Annotated in this window: 14 protein-coding genes and 1 pseudogene; 10 read left to right on the top strand and 5 right to left on the bottom strand. The window is 55.2% G+C overall.

Going from position 1 to position 16,523, the window contains the following annotated elements; translation table 11 throughout:
* Window positions 1–35: 35 nt before the first annotated feature.
* The 3 genes from HALA3H3_RS26985 to HALA3H3_RS26980 form a co-directional block, all read right to left on the bottom strand.
* Window positions 36–314, bottom strand: a complete 279-nt coding sequence (locus HALA3H3_RS26985) for a hypothetical protein (protein WP_053857076.1) — start codon at window positions 312–314, stop codon at window positions 36–38.
* A gap of 62 nt (window positions 315–376) precedes the next feature.
* The gene (locus HALA3H3_RS27880; protein WP_141224406.1) at window positions 377–580 is read right to left on the bottom strand and encodes an RES domain-containing protein; all 204 of its coding nucleotides are present in this window, start codon (window positions 578–580) and stop codon (window positions 377–379) included.
* 90 nt (window positions 581–670) lie between these two features.
* Window positions 671–904: an MbcA/ParS/Xre antitoxin family protein gene (locus tag HALA3H3_RS26980; RefSeq protein WP_053857075.1), complete on the bottom strand. Its 234-nt coding sequence runs from the start codon at window positions 902–904 to the stop codon at window positions 671–673.
* 604 nt (window positions 905–1,508) lie between these two features.
* Between HALA3H3_RS26980 and HALA3H3_RS22390 the strand changes: the two genes are divergently transcribed.
* The 7 genes from HALA3H3_RS22390 (at window position 1,509) to HALA3H3_RS22360 (ending at window position 10,436) form a co-directional block, all read left to right on the top strand.
* Window positions 1,509–1,931 (top strand): hotdog fold thioesterase, encoded by a 423-nt coding sequence (locus HALA3H3_RS22390; protein WP_022523788.1) that lies wholly within the window; start codon window positions 1,509–1,511, stop codon window positions 1,929–1,931.
* A 755-nt stretch (window positions 1,932–2,686) separates the two neighbouring features.
* Entirely contained in the window at window positions 2,687–3,028 is a 342-nt protein-coding gene (locus HALA3H3_RS22385; RefSeq protein WP_022523786.1) for a hypothetical protein, read from the top strand.
* 14 nt (window positions 3,029–3,042) lie between these two features.
* Window positions 3,043–3,426 (top strand): EAL domain-containing protein, encoded by a 384-nt coding sequence (locus HALA3H3_RS22380; RefSeq protein ID WP_272946855.1) that lies wholly within the window; start codon window positions 3,043–3,045, stop codon window positions 3,424–3,426.
* 269 nt (window positions 3,427–3,695) lie between these two features.
* Window positions 3,696–6,434: an ATP-dependent Clp protease ATP-binding subunit gene (locus HALA3H3_RS22375; RefSeq protein WP_022523784.1), complete on the top strand. Its 2,739-nt coding sequence runs from the start codon at window positions 3,696–3,698 to the stop codon at window positions 6,432–6,434.
* A gap of 124 nt (window positions 6,435–6,558) precedes the next feature.
* Window positions 6,559–7,527 carry an LLM class oxidoreductase gene (locus HALA3H3_RS22370; protein WP_022523783.1) on the top strand — a complete coding sequence of 323 codons (969 nt, stop codon included), beginning with the start codon at window positions 6,559–6,561 and terminating at the stop codon, window positions 7,525–7,527.
* 101 nt (window positions 7,528–7,628) lie between these two features.
* Window positions 7,629–8,945, top strand: coding sequence for a DUF3422 family protein (locus HALA3H3_RS22365; protein ID WP_022523782.1), 1,317 nt, complete (start codon window positions 7,629–7,631; stop codon window positions 8,943–8,945).
* Window positions 8,946–9,218: 273 nt separating this feature from the next.
* Entirely contained in the window at window positions 9,219–10,436 is a 1,218-nt protein-coding gene (locus HALA3H3_RS22360) for a hypothetical protein (protein WP_022523780.1), read from the top strand.
* Window positions 10,437–10,504: 68 nt separating this feature from the next.
* Here the strand turns inward: HALA3H3_RS22360 and HALA3H3_RS22355 are convergent, their stop codons facing one another.
* Together HALA3H3_RS22355 and HALA3H3_RS27535 are read right to left on the bottom strand one after the other, a co-directional pair.
* A complete protein-coding gene (locus HALA3H3_RS22355) occupies window positions 10,505–12,385 on the bottom strand; it encodes a monovalent cation:proton antiporter-2 (CPA2) family protein (protein ID WP_022523779.1) in 1,881 nt (626 codons plus the stop codon).
* Window positions 12,386–12,752: 367 nt separating this feature from the next.
* A pseudogene (locus HALA3H3_RS27535) lies at window positions 12,753–12,992 on the bottom strand (IS1380 family transposase); the annotation flags it as partial.
* A gap of 673 nt (window positions 12,993–13,665) precedes the next feature.
* Between HALA3H3_RS27535 and HALA3H3_RS22340 the strand changes: the two are divergent.
* The 3 genes from HALA3H3_RS22340 (at window position 13,666) to HALA3H3_RS22330 (ending at window position 16,501) form a co-directional block, all read left to right on the top strand.
* On the top strand, window positions 13,666–14,652 hold the full coding sequence (locus tag HALA3H3_RS22340) for a TRAP transporter substrate-binding protein (RefSeq protein WP_022523776.1): 987 nt from the start codon (window positions 13,666–13,668) through the stop codon (window positions 14,650–14,652).
* A 62-nt stretch (window positions 14,653–14,714) separates the two neighbouring features.
* Window positions 14,715–15,227 carry a TRAP transporter small permease gene (locus HALA3H3_RS22335; protein WP_022523775.1) on the top strand — a complete coding sequence of 171 codons (513 nt, stop codon included), beginning with the start codon at window positions 14,715–14,717 and terminating at the stop codon, window positions 15,225–15,227.
* A gap of 2 nt (window positions 15,228–15,229) precedes the next feature.
* On the top strand, window positions 15,230–16,501 hold the full coding sequence (locus HALA3H3_RS22330; RefSeq protein ID WP_008957886.1) for a TRAP transporter large permease: 1,272 nt from the start codon (window positions 15,230–15,232) through the stop codon (window positions 16,499–16,501).
* The last annotated feature ends 22 nt before the right edge of the window (window positions 16,502–16,523 follow it).

The raw sequence follows: 16,523 nt of genomic DNA, 5'->3' as shown, positions 1-16,523 counted from the left end.
GGAGCTATCCAATACGCTAATGCAAGGCATTTTCCCTAATCCATTATGGCCGCATCAAAGAAGCGATTCATGCGTGTCGGTGCATCTGGGCAAGCGTCCCAGATGCTGGCTATGGCCAGCGGGAGCTGGCGACAGATGATCTGCTGAGTGTTTATGAAGCGGCTGGCGGTATTTCCATCGCCTAACTGACGAGGCCCGCCCGAGAGAGGTGCGCTATGAACCCAAGACGAAAAGAGAAACGCCCTATGAATGGCAGAGACCCCAACTTCTGGCATGGGCTGCTGGATTTTTTTGCCCATCACTTTGGTGGCCATGCTTACGTTCACGATGGGCTTTATTCGTGGTGTTCACCGAGGGCGGTAGCCTGAAGAAGTCACTACTTGGCGCGGTGATGTGCATGATTTTGGCAACGCCGCCGGGGATTCGAGGTGTAGTTCCCCATTTCGAGCATGACGGTCGCAGCTAACAGGCCGAAATACAGTAAAGAATGGCCGGTTTTGTTCCAGCGCCCACCGTCTCGGCAGCTTCCGCCCCCTGGCCAGAAAGGGTGGTCAAATAGCGTACTTAGGTGATTCGATATAACTTGACTCGGGTACCCTTAGTGTTGGTAAGTGCTAAGGGCATTTATGTGGCTTTGCGAGATGATTGCCTCCCCGCATCCAAAATATTATTAGCTGAACTCCCCGAACTCAATCTTGCCTAGTACATCCCTCACCATTTCGCGGCCAGCGAAGGTATCGAAAATATCGATGGGCTGAGACCCATTCAGCGCTCGAACCTCGCTGTGCAGCCACTCCTGGGCGCTATCACGATCACCTAAGACCTTTCCGGCTTCGACATATAGCTTCAGTGTATCCAGCACTTCCTCGCTCTGAGCACGGCCCAGGGCCTTACGCTTGTACAAGCGATGCAGGTTTCCTTTTTTGACAGGACTCGACCATAGAGAGGGTAATGCAAACATGGTTACGGATATTAATAGAGGCTTACTGAAAAGGTCATTTGGCACTTCCAGCCTTCCGGTTAGGCTCCGTATGAATAATCCGCCGGGTCTGAATAGGCGCTCGTACAGTTGCGAGGTGAAGTCCATGTTGACCGCATGGGAAGGACTTGGTTCGACGACGCTTTGGCGATACCAGTCCGGCGGCACCGCTCCCGTGAGGAATCGCTATACCTTTGGGTGCTCCTCACTAATAAGAAGGTTTCGATAGCGAAAGCGCCTGAATATTGCTCCTTCGGCTCTACATCCTCGCAAGCATGCCGCTTAATAAGAGGGCTGCTCGACTTCACTAATAAGCCGAACTGGCTTAAGTTAATGGGGCTTGAGCATGTATGGGCTGATAGCCGGCTGGGGAGTGGCAAAGAAAGTGCCGACGCGGAGCTGCCGGCTAGGGAGGAGCTGTTGTTCAACGGTTCAGGAAATACGTAGATTCTTTCTAATAGTATAGCAACGCTTGTATCTGCGGTTTTTTATTAATCGTGTGATTGGTTATCATAACAGGGTATGAATTATGATTTGGCAAAAACAGATAACTCTTGATGAGCTTGGCTTGAGTGCAAAGGAGACCCTAATAAGTCATCTCGGAATTGAATTCACTAAAATTGGGGATGATTCTCTTAGTGGAAGGATGCCAGTAGATGCAAGAACCATTCAGCCTGCCGGCATACTGCATGGTGGTGCATCGGTAGTACTTGCTGAAACCCTAGGTAGTATAGCTGCTAACTTCTGTCTGAAAGACTGCAGCAAGATCGCCGTTGGCCAGGAGATTAATGCGAACCATGTGAGGCCAATGCAGTCTGGCTGGGTCTATGGAACAGCGAGGCCGCTACATATCGGCGGATCTACTCAGATATGGGAAATACATATCAAAAATAACGATGAAAGGTTGGTTTGCGTTTCTAGGTTGACCATGGCCGTTATCAATAAATGGTAAACGCATGTTCCGTTGTCCATCCTACTGTCGAGGGTCAACATGCATGACAGTTTGCTTTTGATGGCTCTGCTCGATGCTCGATAGTGTTCAGCAGTTTCAAGGGGCCGACCAGAGCGTTCTCGCTGCCGCCGGTCATATCAGGCTCGCGGCATCCAGCCTCGCATCGCTCGCCGGGGCATAGAGGGTGATCAACGACTCGGACGCCATCACTGGCTTGTCGAGAGAACCTTTGTCTGGCTAGGTTGAGTGAGACGATGGCGATACTCCATCAGCGTTGTGTCGATATTCATTATGCCTTACGCTGCTGGGATGCTCGCTGTTCTGTCTGAACAAGCTTCGAGGCAGGTTTTGAAAAGCATTGTTAACCCGACTCAGTAAGAATCAGGCATCGATGCAAGCGAAGACGATATGCTTAGCTTTCATCTGGAAATGTCATATTTTTCAGCGGTTCGCACCCTAGGTGTGAAACAGTTTCCAAAACTATCTTAGCAACCCTCGACAGCCTTCTTCGATTCGCACGCCTGCCAGACGGCAGTGCTCGCCGAGCGCAGGGAAGGTCAATTGCCTTCTATTAATGTGTTGAACCACCCTGTCGCGGCGCGTTGTGTCTGGGGGCTATTGCACGGATCAGACTCTCGGGAAAATCTCAGTACAATTCGGGAAGTTCTCATTTTGTGAGGCAAGGCTTCCCCACGTGTGCTCCTTAGACTCCCTTACAGGTGGTCGGCCTTCATGACGCCACCAAGGAGGAGAGCATGACCGCGCTTGAGCCAACCGGACTTAATAGTAAGCACAGCAACTTTATTGGCAAGAGCCAAGCTCGCGTCGAAGACGAAGCCCTGCTGAGGGGGCTTGGACGCTATGGTGGTGATCTCGCTACACCTCCGGGTACCTTGCATGCTGCAGTGTTGCGCTCACCGCATGCCCATGCACGGCTTACTTCGGTCAACCTACCCCAAGCTCTAGACATGCCTGCTGTGCACGGCGTGTTGATAGGGGAATATGTCAAGCGCTGGGCGGCTCCATTTGCTGTTGGTGAACCGCCCCGGTTATTCCGGAGACCGGACTTGACCCGCAACACCTGGAACTCGAGCTGACCGAAAGCATGCTCATGGAGGATGTCGATACGGCGGTCGCAACGATGACGTGCCTCAAGGATTACGGCGTGAGCATCGCGGTGGATGACTTCGGCACCGGGTATTCCGGCCTGAGCTACCTGAAGCGTTTCCCGATCGATACGCTTAAGATCGACCAGTCGTTCGTCCGCGAAATCACCAGCGATCCGGCCAGTGCCGCGATCGCCGACGCCATCATCGCCATGGCTCAGCGCCTGAATCTGGATGTTATCGCCGAGGGCGTGGAGACACCGGAGCAGTGCCGATTGCTGCGTGAAAGCGGATGTCGGTATATGCAGGGTTACCTGTTCGCAAGGCCGGTGCCGACAGAGGATCTAACTAAACTGTTGCGTGTGGGGCACGTCGGCAGGCACCTCTGACGCGGTTTGTGTTGATGCGGCTTGTTCGAACACGGCCAGCAGTAAAACAGAACCAGGGTATGGAGTTGGTGCTGGCGGTTCATTCGCCCGGGATGGCGGGGCCCTGCTGCTTCGTGCCGCCTTGCTTTCAGTCTACCTCGGGCTATACTTATTTAATCTTCTCCCGGGCTCTGCCCCCTCCCAGGTTTCACTGGGCTCCGCCCCTTCTCCAAGGCTTAGCCGTTCCTATACGACTGTTGTAAGCCACACAACGGTACAACGGAGGCATCATGGGCAAGAGCGCGGAACAATCACCCCAAGTATCATGCGATATCTGCCGGCAACGCCCTGCGGCTCTGCAGGTCACCGTTTCACAAGCCGGTCGAAGACGCACCCTCAACGTATGCCAAACGGATTATTTGCGCCTGAGAGCACGAAGTGCCTCTCCGTTTGAATCCCTTTTTGGAAGCGGGCTACTCGCCGACGATTTCTTCGAGCGGCTGGCGCGAGACGAGAATTTCGGCTTTGGCAGTGTCGCCAGTCGAGAGAACGGCCGGCCGCAGGATAGCGAATCGGTCGCCCTCGGTGACCTGCTTAGCGAGCAAAGCGAGCAGATTCTGCAGCAAGCCGCGGCTACCGCGACGGAGTGGGGTTCGCAGCTCATCGATACCAGCCACCTGCTTTACGCGCTGGCCGATAACGATGTGGTGCAGGCGCTCCTCAAGCGATACCAGCTATCGGCCAAGGAACTCAAGGCCCAGATTGAGCAATTGACACCCAAAGCTGCGAGCGAACCTGAAACGGACGGGCCTACAAAGATCGGCGTCTCCCCACGGGTGAAAGCCGCGCTACAGCGCGCTTTCCAGGCGTCGAGAGACCTCGGGCATGGCTATATTGGTCCCGAACACCTTCTGATCGGTCTAGCCGAGGAGGAGGGGCTGGCCAGCGACTTGCTGAACCGTTATGGCCTCTCTGCACACGGTCTTCGGCAGAAGGCTGTGCAGGTGGTTGGAAAGGGGGCACAGGAGGGGCGACTGCCGGAGCAAAGCGACACGCCAACCCTGGACAAGTACAGTCGGGATCTTACGGCATTGGCTAACGAGGACAAGCTCGACCCGGTGATCGGGCGAGCGGCCGAGGTCGAGACCCTGATCGAGGTTCTTTCCCGGCGCCGCAAGAACAACCCCGTTCTTATCGGTGAGCCGGGGGTCGGCAAGACCGCCATCGTCGAAGGGCTGGCGCAGCGAATTGTTCACAACGAAGTGCCGGACCTGTTGCAGAACAAACGGGTGGTTGAGCTAAACATCAACTCGCTGGTGGCGGGCTCCCAGTATCGTGGTCAATTCGAGGAGCGGATCAAACAGGTCCTCGACGAGATTACTTCCCACCAAAACGAGATTGTGCTGTTCATCGACGAGCTGCACACCATTGTCGGCGCCGGATCGACCGGGGGCGAAAGCGGGCTGGACGTCGCGAATACCCTCAAGCCCCAACTGGCGCGTGGTGAATTGCATTTGGTCGGGGCGACCACGCTGGGCGAATACCAGAAGCACATCGAAAAAGACGCTGCGCTGGAGCGGCGGCTGCAACCGGTGTTCGTCGCCGAACCAACGATTGAGCAGACCATCAATATACTAAGAGGGCTCAGGGATCGACTGGAGGCTCACCACAAGGTGACGATCACCGATGAGGCGATTGTCGCCGCAGTGGAGATGGCCGACCGCTACGTCACCAACCGGTTCCTGCCGGATAAGGCCATTGATCTGATAGATCAGGCGGCTGCCCGGGTACGAATCGGTGGCACTTCGCGGCCGCCGGAGCTTCACGAGCTCGGTGCACAGATCGACCAGCTGCGGCGTGAGCGTGACTACGCATCCAACCGCAAGAATTTCGAGCGCGCGAGCGCGCTGGAAGCTCGTATTGAAGAACACCAGGGCGACTATGACCAAGGCCTGGAGGAATGGAACACGACCCGGAGTACTAGCGCTAACCAGGTGGGCGTCGAGGATGTGGCACAGATCGTGTCGCGCCTGACCGGCGTTCCGGTGGCAGAGCTCACCACGGAGGAGCGCACCAGGCTGATGGAGATGGAACAGCGTCTACATCAGCGGGTCGTCGGTCAGGGCGAGGCGGTAAGAGCCGTATCCGATGCCGTGCGCTTGTCTCGCGCCGGGCTGGGCGACCGCCGCCGTCCCATCGCAACCTTCTTCTTCCTCGGACCCACGGGAGTGGGAAAGACGGAATTGACCAAAGCCCTTGCGGAAACGGTCTTTGGTGATGAAGAGGCGATGATCCGCATTGACATGAGCGAGTACATGGAGCGGCATACGGTTGCGCGCCTCATCGGGGCGCCTCCCGGATACGTCGGGTTCGAGGAAGGGGGGCAGCTTACCGAAAAGGTGCGCAGAAAACCGTACAGTGTCGTTCTACTGGACGAGTTCGAGAAAGCACACATGGATGTCCAGAACGTGCTGCTGCAGGTCTTCGATGATGGGCGGCTCACTGATGGGAAAGGGCGTGTCGTAGACTTCACCAATACCATCATAATCGCCACGAGCAACATCGGTTCCGATGTTATCCGGGAAAACCTCGAGGCCCCGGAGGACGAGCGCAAGGACGCCGCGGAATTGAAGTCGGAACTGTTGAACGTGCTTCGTCGCTATCTCCGCCCAGAGTTCATCAACCGCATCGATGAGATCATCGTGTTCCACGCGCTCGACCGCAAACAGATCCGTGACATCGTAGGTCTGCAGCTCGAACGCGTGAAGCGTATCGCGCACGGGCAGGGCTTGACCGTGGAGTTTGACGACTCGCTCATCGACCATTTGGCGGATATCGGCTACCGGCCAGAGTTCGGTGCGCGCGAACTTCGTCGCCAGATCCGTTCCCTGATCGAGACGCGCCTTGCGAGTGCCGTATTGCGCGGCGAAATAGAGGAAGGCGATAGCCTGCGCTTCGTCTACGACAAGGGGCGAAGTGAGGTCCGCTGGGAGAAGGAAACAAGGGTGCCTGCCTCCGAACCGGAGTAACGAAGCCACGGAAGCTGCGGCCAGGGGAGAAGCGACTAATGGGGACTAATGGGATAGACCCGGTGTACTCGACCGTCTCGCAGTGTCTCGCCGCCTTGCAGCGGGAATAAGTGGAGGAAAGAGCATGTTTACTCCGAATTCCATTCCCTATCAGCAACAACCTGGCTTTCAGCGCACCTACCGCCAGGGCCGCCTGAGCCTGGGCCTTTTCTTCCCTCTCGAAGCCTTTACCGGCGATATGCCGACTATGGCCAACCAGGTGAGCTTGGCCCAACGTGCCGAGCAACTGGGTTTCTCTGCTCTCTGGTTTCGGGACGTGCCGTTACGCGACCCCAGCTTCGGGGATTCGGGCCAGGTGTTCGATCCCTGGGTCTACCTGGGTTTTATGGCCGCACATACTCGCTCGATTGCGCTGGGTACCGCGTCGGTCATCCTGCCAATCCGTAATCCCCTGCACACTGCCAAGGCCGCAACGAGTGTCGATCAACTCAGTGGTGGCCGTCTGTTACTCGGCGTAGCTTCCGGTGACCGTCCGGTAGAGTTCCCGGCGTTCGGTGTCGACCCGGAGCAACGCGGCAGCCTGTTCCGCGAATACCTCAAGGTATTTCGCGAGGTTCAGCTCAGCAGTTTCGTGCCTTTGACCTGGTCGGGCGGGACGCTTCAGGGAGCCGATCTGATTCCCAAGCCAACCACAGCGGAAATTCCATTCTTCGTGACCGGCCATAGCCGCCAGACGCTGGAGTGGATCGCCCGCTACAGTCATGGGTGGATCAGTTATCCGCGCCCCCCGAAGTCCCAGCAAGTGGTTGTCGAGAGCTGGCGCACGGCGGTTCGTGATGAATGTGGCGAGCTGTTCAAACCCTTCAGCCAGTCACTTTACCTCGACCTGACAGATAACCCGCAGACACCCCCACGGCCGATCCACTTGGGGTATCAACTGGGACGGCATCACCTTATTGCGCTGCTCCACAGTTTGCAGGAGATCGGCGTAAACCATGTGATTATCAATTTGAAATACGGCCAACGACCTGCCGGCGAGGTCGTTGAGGAAATCGGTCAATTCGTTTTACCTGACTTCGCCATGTCGGTATAAGCCGGTCAGGGCTTCGGTATGCACATAGGGCTTCGCGTAGTGAGCTATAGTGTTACTAGAGTCCCGCTCTGTATTTCCTTTACCCGTCAACCGAGGTCATTATGGCCGAGTCGATCCACAATCCGAACGATCAGCCGGCCTCAAGCGATACGGTGTATGGAATGCCGGCTTATGCCGACAGGGCTGCGGCCGTGAACGAAGTGCATGCACGCCCACTCCTCATGATTCAGGCCCCGAGGGAGATGTTGCAGTTCGCTTTCATGAGGGGAGGAGATCTGACCAAGGATAAGTTGGCAATGAATGAGTTGTCTGGTCGTCTCCGCGTGGCTGAGCCTGACCAATCTACGTCATTTCATGGCTTGGCCTGGGAAGACGGAGACCTGCATTGTGAAAAGCACTCGGAGTATTCGACGTATCTGTGGTGTGCCGAGCTTGATCCCGAAACCGGAGAACCATGCGGCGAGAATCCGTTCAAGCATGGATTCATCCCTCCCGGCCCGGTGGTATCGGGCGTGCGCCTGACCTTTCTTCCATGGAATTCAGATACTGAGAAGGAGGTAGATCGCTTCGATCCTTCCAGCCTTTGTTACTCGCTGGTAGAAAGTGGGAACGCTGCCATCCTGACCGATTTCCGACAGGATGAAGACGGCCTGACGCACATCCTGATCCTTGCGCGTGATTTGAAACCCGCGCGAGCGGGGGCGCTGGCGCAACGTCTTCTGGAGATTGAGACCTATCGGACTTTGGCCTTATTGTCGTTGCCATTGACCAGGTCAATGACGAAGGAGCTGCGAAGCATGGAGTCACAACTGGCCATGATGACTGATGAGATGTCGACGAACTCGGAAGCGCGGCGTGACAACCACCTCCTTCTGTCAGAATTGACCAGTCTGGCGGCAAAACTGGAGGCCTGCGTTGCTGCAAATCTCTATCGATTTGGCGCCAGCCGGGCTTACTACGAGATTGTTGAAGAGAGGTTGGCAGCGCTAGTGGAGGAGGGCGTATCCGGATACTTCACCTGGCGGGATTTCCTTCAGCGCCGTATTGCGCCTGCGATGCGAACCTGCCTTTCGGTTAAAGAGCGCCAGGCCAAGCTCTCCGACGAACTGACCCGAAACATCTCACTACTGCGCTCCTGGGTCGATGTCGAACTGGAACGCCAGAATCGGGACTTGCTGGCGTCGATGAATAACCGAGTCAAGCTGCAATTGCGTCTTCAGCAAACGGTTGAAGGCTTGTCTGTGGCAGCAATTTCATATTACGTCGTGAGTCTTTCAGGCTATTTCCTGAAGGGAATTCCATTCATTTACGATGTTGTCACACCGGTGATGTCGGTACTGGTACCCGTCGTGATGCTGTTGATCTGGTGGAGGGTTCGTCGGATCAGACATGCCCACGACGATTCCACGGCGTTGTAAAAGTCTTAATACTATCTACCGGCTTGAAACGCGGAATGGGGTAATCGTGGAGCGTCCGGTAGGGATGCCAGCATTTAATGGACCCAGTCATCTAATCTCTTGGGGTAGAGATAGGGCAGCGAGCATGGCCGGCTGATGGGGCCCGGTTTCAATTTCTCCAATGACTATAGCGAGAGTCGCGCTATGCTGATCTTCATCTAAGCTTGGATATACTAGGCGGGCTTTACAGGGTCCCACTCCTAAGTCCGCTAGCTACGTCGTCAAGGAGCGCTTATGACCAAAGCTCAAAACGAGGTCTACACCAAGCAGCCCGCAGCAGAAGGGATCCAGACGGTTAACCCATGCCGAAAAGTGGTGGGCCTAGTACCTGCTCCGGAGATGTCCGCTGAGATGGCCGAAAAGGTAATCGACCAGTTACCCGAACTTCTGGCCAACTACGTAGATGACCGGTTGAGCTGGGAGGTTCAACTCATCGTTGATCCGTTGATCGGCGCTGCAGAGGTTTCCACCTATATCATCGGGAGTATTCTCGAATACAAGCGGCATCAGCAGTGGGACTACGCGATTTGCATTACCGATTTGCCGATCCACAAGTCTGGACGCTTCGTGATAGCTGAAACCAGCATGGTGCATGGCGTTGCAATAATCTCATTACCCGCTTTCGGCATTACCGCGGTACGCCGTCGCCTTAGCGAAGCGATTCTGCAACTGGTCAACGAATTGCATCATGGCAGCTCGGAAGAGGACCGTGCTCGCCAAGAGCAGCGTACTGAGCAATCCTATAAAGTTCACGAGAGCCTGCGTGGCAAAGGTGCCTGGCAACTACTGGGCAGACGCCTCTACGAGAAGTTGTTCCCGATACGGCGGGTCACGCGATCGGGCGAGGGAGAGTCCTTCGACGTACGCTTCATTGCTGATTCATGGATTAACGGCAATCTTCGCATCCTGGCCGGCATGGTTCGCGCCAACCGCCCCTGGACCATCTTTCCTGCTTTCAAAGGCGTCATCGCCGTAGCGTTCGCGACCGGTGCCTATGGCCTAGTGTTTCCCACCCTTTGGAATCTCAGCGCCAATTATGGTTGGCCTCGCCTTGTTCTTCTGATGGGAGTCTCCATGGTGGCGATGATCGCCTGGATCATACTTGCGCATTCTCTTTGGGAGTCGATAAGAAACTCCCCACTGCCACACTTGGTTCGCCTCTACAATACGGTCACTGTACTGACGCTAAGTACTGGGGTTATATTCTATTATACGATCCTACTGGGTCTGTTCTGTTTCACGGTCCTCGTTTTCATTCCGGCCAACATGCTGGAAGAGCAACTCGGCCAAGCGGCCAGCCTTCTAGATTATACTGCCCTTGCTTGGCTCGCGACTTCGGTTGCCACCATCGCTGGTGCCCTGGGGGCCGGATTAGAAGATGAAGAAACCGTCAGAAACGCTACTTATGGCTACCGGCAGCGACGCCGCAACCAAGAAGCGGATAAGCGCTGATGCGCGTCGACAATTAAAAGACGCAACCAAACGTGGGACGGCCTTCTAGTATCTCTTTGTTTTCGCGATCAACCATTGTTCTTTGGTGGTGTCCATGCCAGTGTTTCGTCCTCGGTTAGCCGTACGTCCTCCCGCATGGCATGATCCAATGCCTCTTCGAGCTTCATGAACAACTCCCCGTAGCGCGGGCTGAAGTGGATGCCTTCTTCTATATTGCGCCATGTGTCGAACAGTTGATCTTCGTGGGCTTTTTCGCTGGCGATAAAGGAGCGGGTCATCCGGCGCGCGCGTTGTGGGTGGACGCCCATGGCCGTGAGGGCCTCGCCGCCGAGTTCCAGGGCGGAGTAGTAGGTCTCGCTCACCACGTCGTCGGCGCCGGCTTCACGCAGCTCGTAACCATGGCCGCGGTCGAAGGCGCGGGCGAGTATCCAGACCTCTGGGTAAAGCTGTTTGACGTGACGCACCAGGCTCACGGCCCGGTCGCGGTCATCGATGGCGACGACGAGCAGGCGTGCCTCGGCAATGCCGGCGGTTTCCAGTAGCTGGATGCGGGTGGCGTCGCCAAAGTAACTTTTCAGTTGGATCAGGCGCAGATTTTCGATCTGATCCAGAGCATGGTCCAGGGCTACGCTGGGAATGTTGTTGGCGCGAAGCAAACGACACACGATCTGTCCGAAGCGGCCGACCCCTGCCACGATCACCGGGGCCTGCTCTTCTATCTCGTCCGGCTCTGCTTCTTCATTGGAAGCCTTCTGATAGCGTGGCAGCACCACCCGGTCATAGACAATGAACAACAGCGGTGTCAGGAACATGGACAGGGCCACCACCAGTGACAGCACCTGAGCGGTGTCTGCAGGGATAACTTGGTTCTGGGTACTGTAGGTCAGCAGCACAAACCCGAACTCACCGGCCTGGGCCAGCCCGAGGCTGAACAACCAGCCTTCACTGCCGCGGATGCCGAATGCGAAAGCCAAGCCAAACAGAATCAGCGTCTTGCCAATGATAACCGCCAGGGCGAGAAGAAAGATCGTATCCCATGAAGCCGCCAGAACGCCGAAATTGATTCCCGCGCCTACGGTCATGAAGAAAAGCCCCAGCAGTAGCCCCTTGAAAGGTTCGATATTGGCTTCCAACTCGTGCCGGAATTCGCTGTTGGCGAGGACCACACCGGCCAGGAATGCGCCGAGCGCAGGTGAGAGGTTCACTAGGCTCATGAGCGCCGCGATGCCGATAATCAGCATCAGGGACGCGGCGGTGAATACTTCCCGCATGCCGGATTGCACCACGTAGCGGAACAGCGGCCTACTCAGGTAATGGCCACAGATAATCACGATCACGATCGCGCCGACAACGGCCAGCCCATGCGCCCAGCCCGGCAGGTTCTCAACCAGGCTGAGGCTGCTATGCCCGCCCTCGCTGCCACTACCGGACATTTCGGACACGGCCAGCAGCGGGATAACGGCCAGCATGGGAATCACTGCAATGTCCTGGAAAAGCAGCACTGAGAAGGCACTCTGGCCACCTTCGGTTTTGACTAGCCCCCTTTCGGTAAGTGTTTGCAAGACAATCGCTGTTGAAGAGAGGGAGAAGAGAAACCCTACTGCCACGGCTGTTTGCCAGGCCATCCCCTGGGACCAAGCAAAATAGGTGGCGGCGGCTGCAGTCAGTGTGACCTGCAGGCCGCCAAGACCGAGCAGCCTGACCCGCATGGCCCAGAGGGATTTTGGGTCAAGCTCCATCCCCACCAGGAACAGCATCATTACCACGCCGAACTCGGCAAAATGCTGAAGAGTAAGGGCCTCCTGACCCACCAGTCCTGTCACCGGTCCTATGACCACACCGGCCACCAGATAACCGAGTACCGACCCCAGCCCGAACTGTCTGGCCAGTGGCACCGCGATTACCGCTGCCACCAGGTAGATAAACGCCTGAACAAAGTAGTCAGTCATCAGTCATGTCCGTAGGTCGAAAATCACATACCCATTCTTCTAACATTAGACCAACGGCTGCATTTCGCTTCCGGTATCGAAAATGGGGGACAAAAATGGGGACAGACCTGTTTTCTTCACCCCAATGATCAGCGTGGTCATAACCGTCAACTGGTAACCCGTGTGATTCATCACGGTCTTGTTAAAGTGGCTGATCGCACGCTTCCGGTTCTTATTCTTCTGCCAACGACATGGCAGCACCGCCACATATGCTCATTTATTCTCTAAATACTTGTCGCTTATAATATCAAGTAAAGAGGGCGGGGCGCTTGCTCACGGCCCCCTCGACCACTGGACGATGCCTTAAGAAAGGCGGTCGTGGTGGCGGTTAGGACAATGCGGCCAATCTTGGCCCTCCTCGCATTAGGGTTGGCCACCAATTGTCGGCGGCGGCTCCCAGGTGCAAGGTCACCCGCAATGCATGCATGGTGAGCGTGGCGGCGACTTTCAGCACCTGCTCGCGAAACCTCATTAGGCTCCACCTCTTACGGTTTTGATTCCCCATCAGGCAGCTCAGGCCGTGCGGATATTGTTTTAATCTAACCATTAGTTCTAGTTCGTTCTGGGCCTTCGGCCCTCCACCGGATGGCCTTTTCTCCGCTTCGCTACGTAAAGGCCGCTGCTGAATGTTGGCGTTACATCAGGAAAGTCTCAATGGCGGCTTCTGGCCGAAACAGGAAATTCCTGTATGGGTGCTACCGTTCAAAGCTGACATTCTAACTCGTTGTTACCGAAACCCCATAAACTGCTGACGCAACAACTCAGAGCAATCTAAGAGCACCGCACTATGCATCCCAGTGAAATGAGTTTCTGTTCATTAGTCAGACCTGACAGATTTTGTCTCGGACAGTGGGGTGTATTGTATTGTATTGGGGGCAGAGTCTCTGCCTTCATTCAACGTTTTGCTTATAAGCTCTTGATTACCTTTAAAAAAATAATCCAGGGAAGCTTGCGTATTACTTCACTCAGCTTATATTAATAATGACCCCCGTATTTGTTAAACATATATGACTACGTATTCATGGATAATACTAAAGTATATTCCTTTTTAATCAGTTAGATACAACTAGATTTTAAAGGCATATCTCCAATATTTTTGCATACGTATGCATTCTCTTCTATAACTTCAATTGGGCTTGAGCAGCATTGCAGAATCATGGCTGAGGCCCGTATGAAGCAACTGACAGACTACAACGACAATACGCACAGCGTTATTGCTGGATTACAACTAGGAGTGCTGTATGAAGCTTTTTCTTCCGCTCACATCTTTGGCCGCTGCCATCGCTTTGGTCGCTTCAACCCAAGCTGTTGCACAAGCAGAACGTGTTATCAATGTGAGTCTACCGCTCGGCCCTGACTCACAGCAGGGTATTGGGGTTCTTAAGTTTGGTGACGAGCTTGAGCGCCTCTCAGAAGGCCGACTGACCATTGAGCCCCACTACGACAACGCATTGGGTGCTGAACGCGAAGTCGTTGAAGGCATGGGCTTTGGCATCATCGATGCGGGCATTTCCTCCACCGGTCCGATGGGAGGCTTCGTCGATGAATTCATGCTCTTTGACTTACCCTACGTCTTCGAGAACCACGAGCATGCCTATGCCTTTCTAGACAGCGAGCATGGCGAGGAGCTCGCACGGCTGGCCGAGGAAGGCATGAACGTGAAGTTTCTGGCGTGGATGGAGAACGGCTTCCGCCACAACACCAACTCGGTACGTCCAATCGAGAAACCCAGCGATCTGGAAGGCATTAACCACCGCACACAGGAAAGTCGCGTCCAGGTCGATACCTGGGAAGCACTGGGTGCTAACGCGACACCCATGGCATGGACCGAGGTTTACACCGCCCTCCAGCAAGGTGTTATGGATAGCCAGGAAAACCCCTTGGCCACCATCTATGACGTTAACTTCTACGAAGTTCAGGACTACCTGAACATGACACAACACGTCTATTCGCCAGCGCCACTGATGATGGGCCTGGATCTGTTCAATTCTTTCAGCGAAGAAGACCAGGCGATCATCATGGAGGCGGCCCAGATTGCCTTGCCGGTACAGCGTGAGGCCAGTCAGGAGTTAGAACAGCGTTACCTCGGGCAACTCGAAGAATTGGGCATGACCGTAACCCATCCCGACCTTGCCCCGTTTCGCGAAGCGGTCAAACCTGTCCTTGAAGAGTGGGCCCCCACCATCGGTGAGGATCTGGTCGACGCTGCCGTCAATTACGAATACTGAGCCCACAACGTCCGCAGGTAACACGACGTCCTGCGGGCGCTTTTCCGACGCATGAGGCAGCCATGAAGTCTTATCTACTACTGGCCCACAGAGCCATTGATGAGTTTAACCGTCTGATCGGCTGGATATTGGCCGGATTGTTGTTAGTGATGACGGTACTTATCTTCTGGCAGGTATTTGCCCGTTTTGTCGTAGGCAGCCCGCTGTTCTTCTCAGATGAAATAGCCCGCTTCTCCATGCTCTGGTTGACCTTTCTCGGAGCTGGATATGCCTATCGTAAGGGCACACTAATCTCCGTGGACATCTTACTGGAACACGCTGGAAGAACACTGGCGCGCCTGCTGCGAATTGCCATCATCCTGTGTTCCGCTCTCTTCGCCTTTATCTTGATGAAACACGGTTACGACCTGATGGATCGGGTCGCCAGCCAGACAGCACCCAGTACTAGAATTTCTATGATGTGGCCTTACATGGCCATTCCCGTTGGAGGCGTGGTTATCATGATCAATAGCCTGGGGCTGTTGCTTGATGAGGCACTCAATATTCACAATCAGCCCAAGCAGGAGGTGAACTGACCATGGCACTGCTCTTGTTCCTACTGCTGATTTCGCTGTTCATCATCGGCGTACCCATTGCTCTCTCTCTCGGGCTAGCTTCTGCGATAACTATTTGGCATGGGGATTTATCACCCATGTTGATCGTTCCCCAACAGCTCATCGCTTCGGTGAACTCCTTCCCGTTGATGGCGATACCCTTCTTCATCCTCGCGGGTTCCTTGATGCAGAGCGGTGGAATATCCCGGCGTCTGGTCGACTTCTCCAACACCCTGGTCGGCAGTATGACGGGCGGCTTGGCGATGGTGGCCATCGTCACTTCACTTTTCTTCGCGGCCATCTCAGGATCTGGCGCAGCCACAACCGCTGCCATCGGCTCCATCTTGATACCGGCCATGCTGGCCAAGGGTTACCCTGGAGGCTATACCGCCGCCAACCAAGCTGCCTCCGGCGCCCTCGGCGTCATTATCCCGCCCAGCATCCCGCTGATTCTTTACGGGATAGCTGCCAATGTGTCCGTGGGGGACATGTTCATCGCAGGCATTCTGCCCGGCATCCTAGTAACGCTGACTCTGCTGATCTTTGCCTACTTCTTCGCCAAGGCGAATGGTTTGGCTGGGAGTATCGAAAAGAGTTCTTGGATGGACGTCCTGCGGGCGGGGCGCAAGGCGATCCTGGCAATCCTTATGCCAGTCATCATCTTGGGCGGTATCTACAGTGGCATATTCACGCCGACTGAAGCCGCAGTCATCGCGGTGGCTTACTCTTTCCTGATCGGGTTTGTCATCTATAAGGAAATCAAACTGAGCAGCCTGGTTGATATCCTCAAACAATCGGCTGTTACCAGCGCTATTGTGCTAAGCATCATCGGCGCTGCAGGACTCTATGGTCGTATGCTTCAGCGGCTAAGGGTGCCTGATATGGTGTCCCAATTCGCAATATCGGCCATCGACAGCCCACTACTGTTCATTATCCTGGCCAATCTCCTGCTGTTGTTTGCAGGAATGTTTATTGAGGCAGCAGCGGCGATCCTGATCTTCGTGCCTATCCTGTTACCCATTGCGATCAGCTTCGGATTCGACCCTGTCCACTTCGGGATCATAATGGTGGTCAACCTGGCCATGGGAATGTTCACCCCACCGGTCGGCCTCAACCTCTTCGTGGCATCACAGATAGCTAATATTAGTATCGCTCGACTCACCTGGTCCGTACTGCCCTTCGTAGGAATCGTACTCATCAATCTTCTGATTATCAGCCTGCTGCCTTTCCTGTCTACTTGGCTGCCTTCGCTGTAAACCCCTCCAAGGAGAGAAACCT

The sequence above is a fragment of the Halomonas sp. A3H3 genome (genome assembly GCF_000982975.1).
In the GTDB taxonomy this organism is placed as follows: Bacteria; Pseudomonadota; Gammaproteobacteria; order Pseudomonadales; family Halomonadaceae; genus Vreelandella; species Vreelandella titanicae.
Note: the sequence above shows the minus strand (reverse complement) of the source record. Positions and strands in the feature narration are given on the sequence as shown.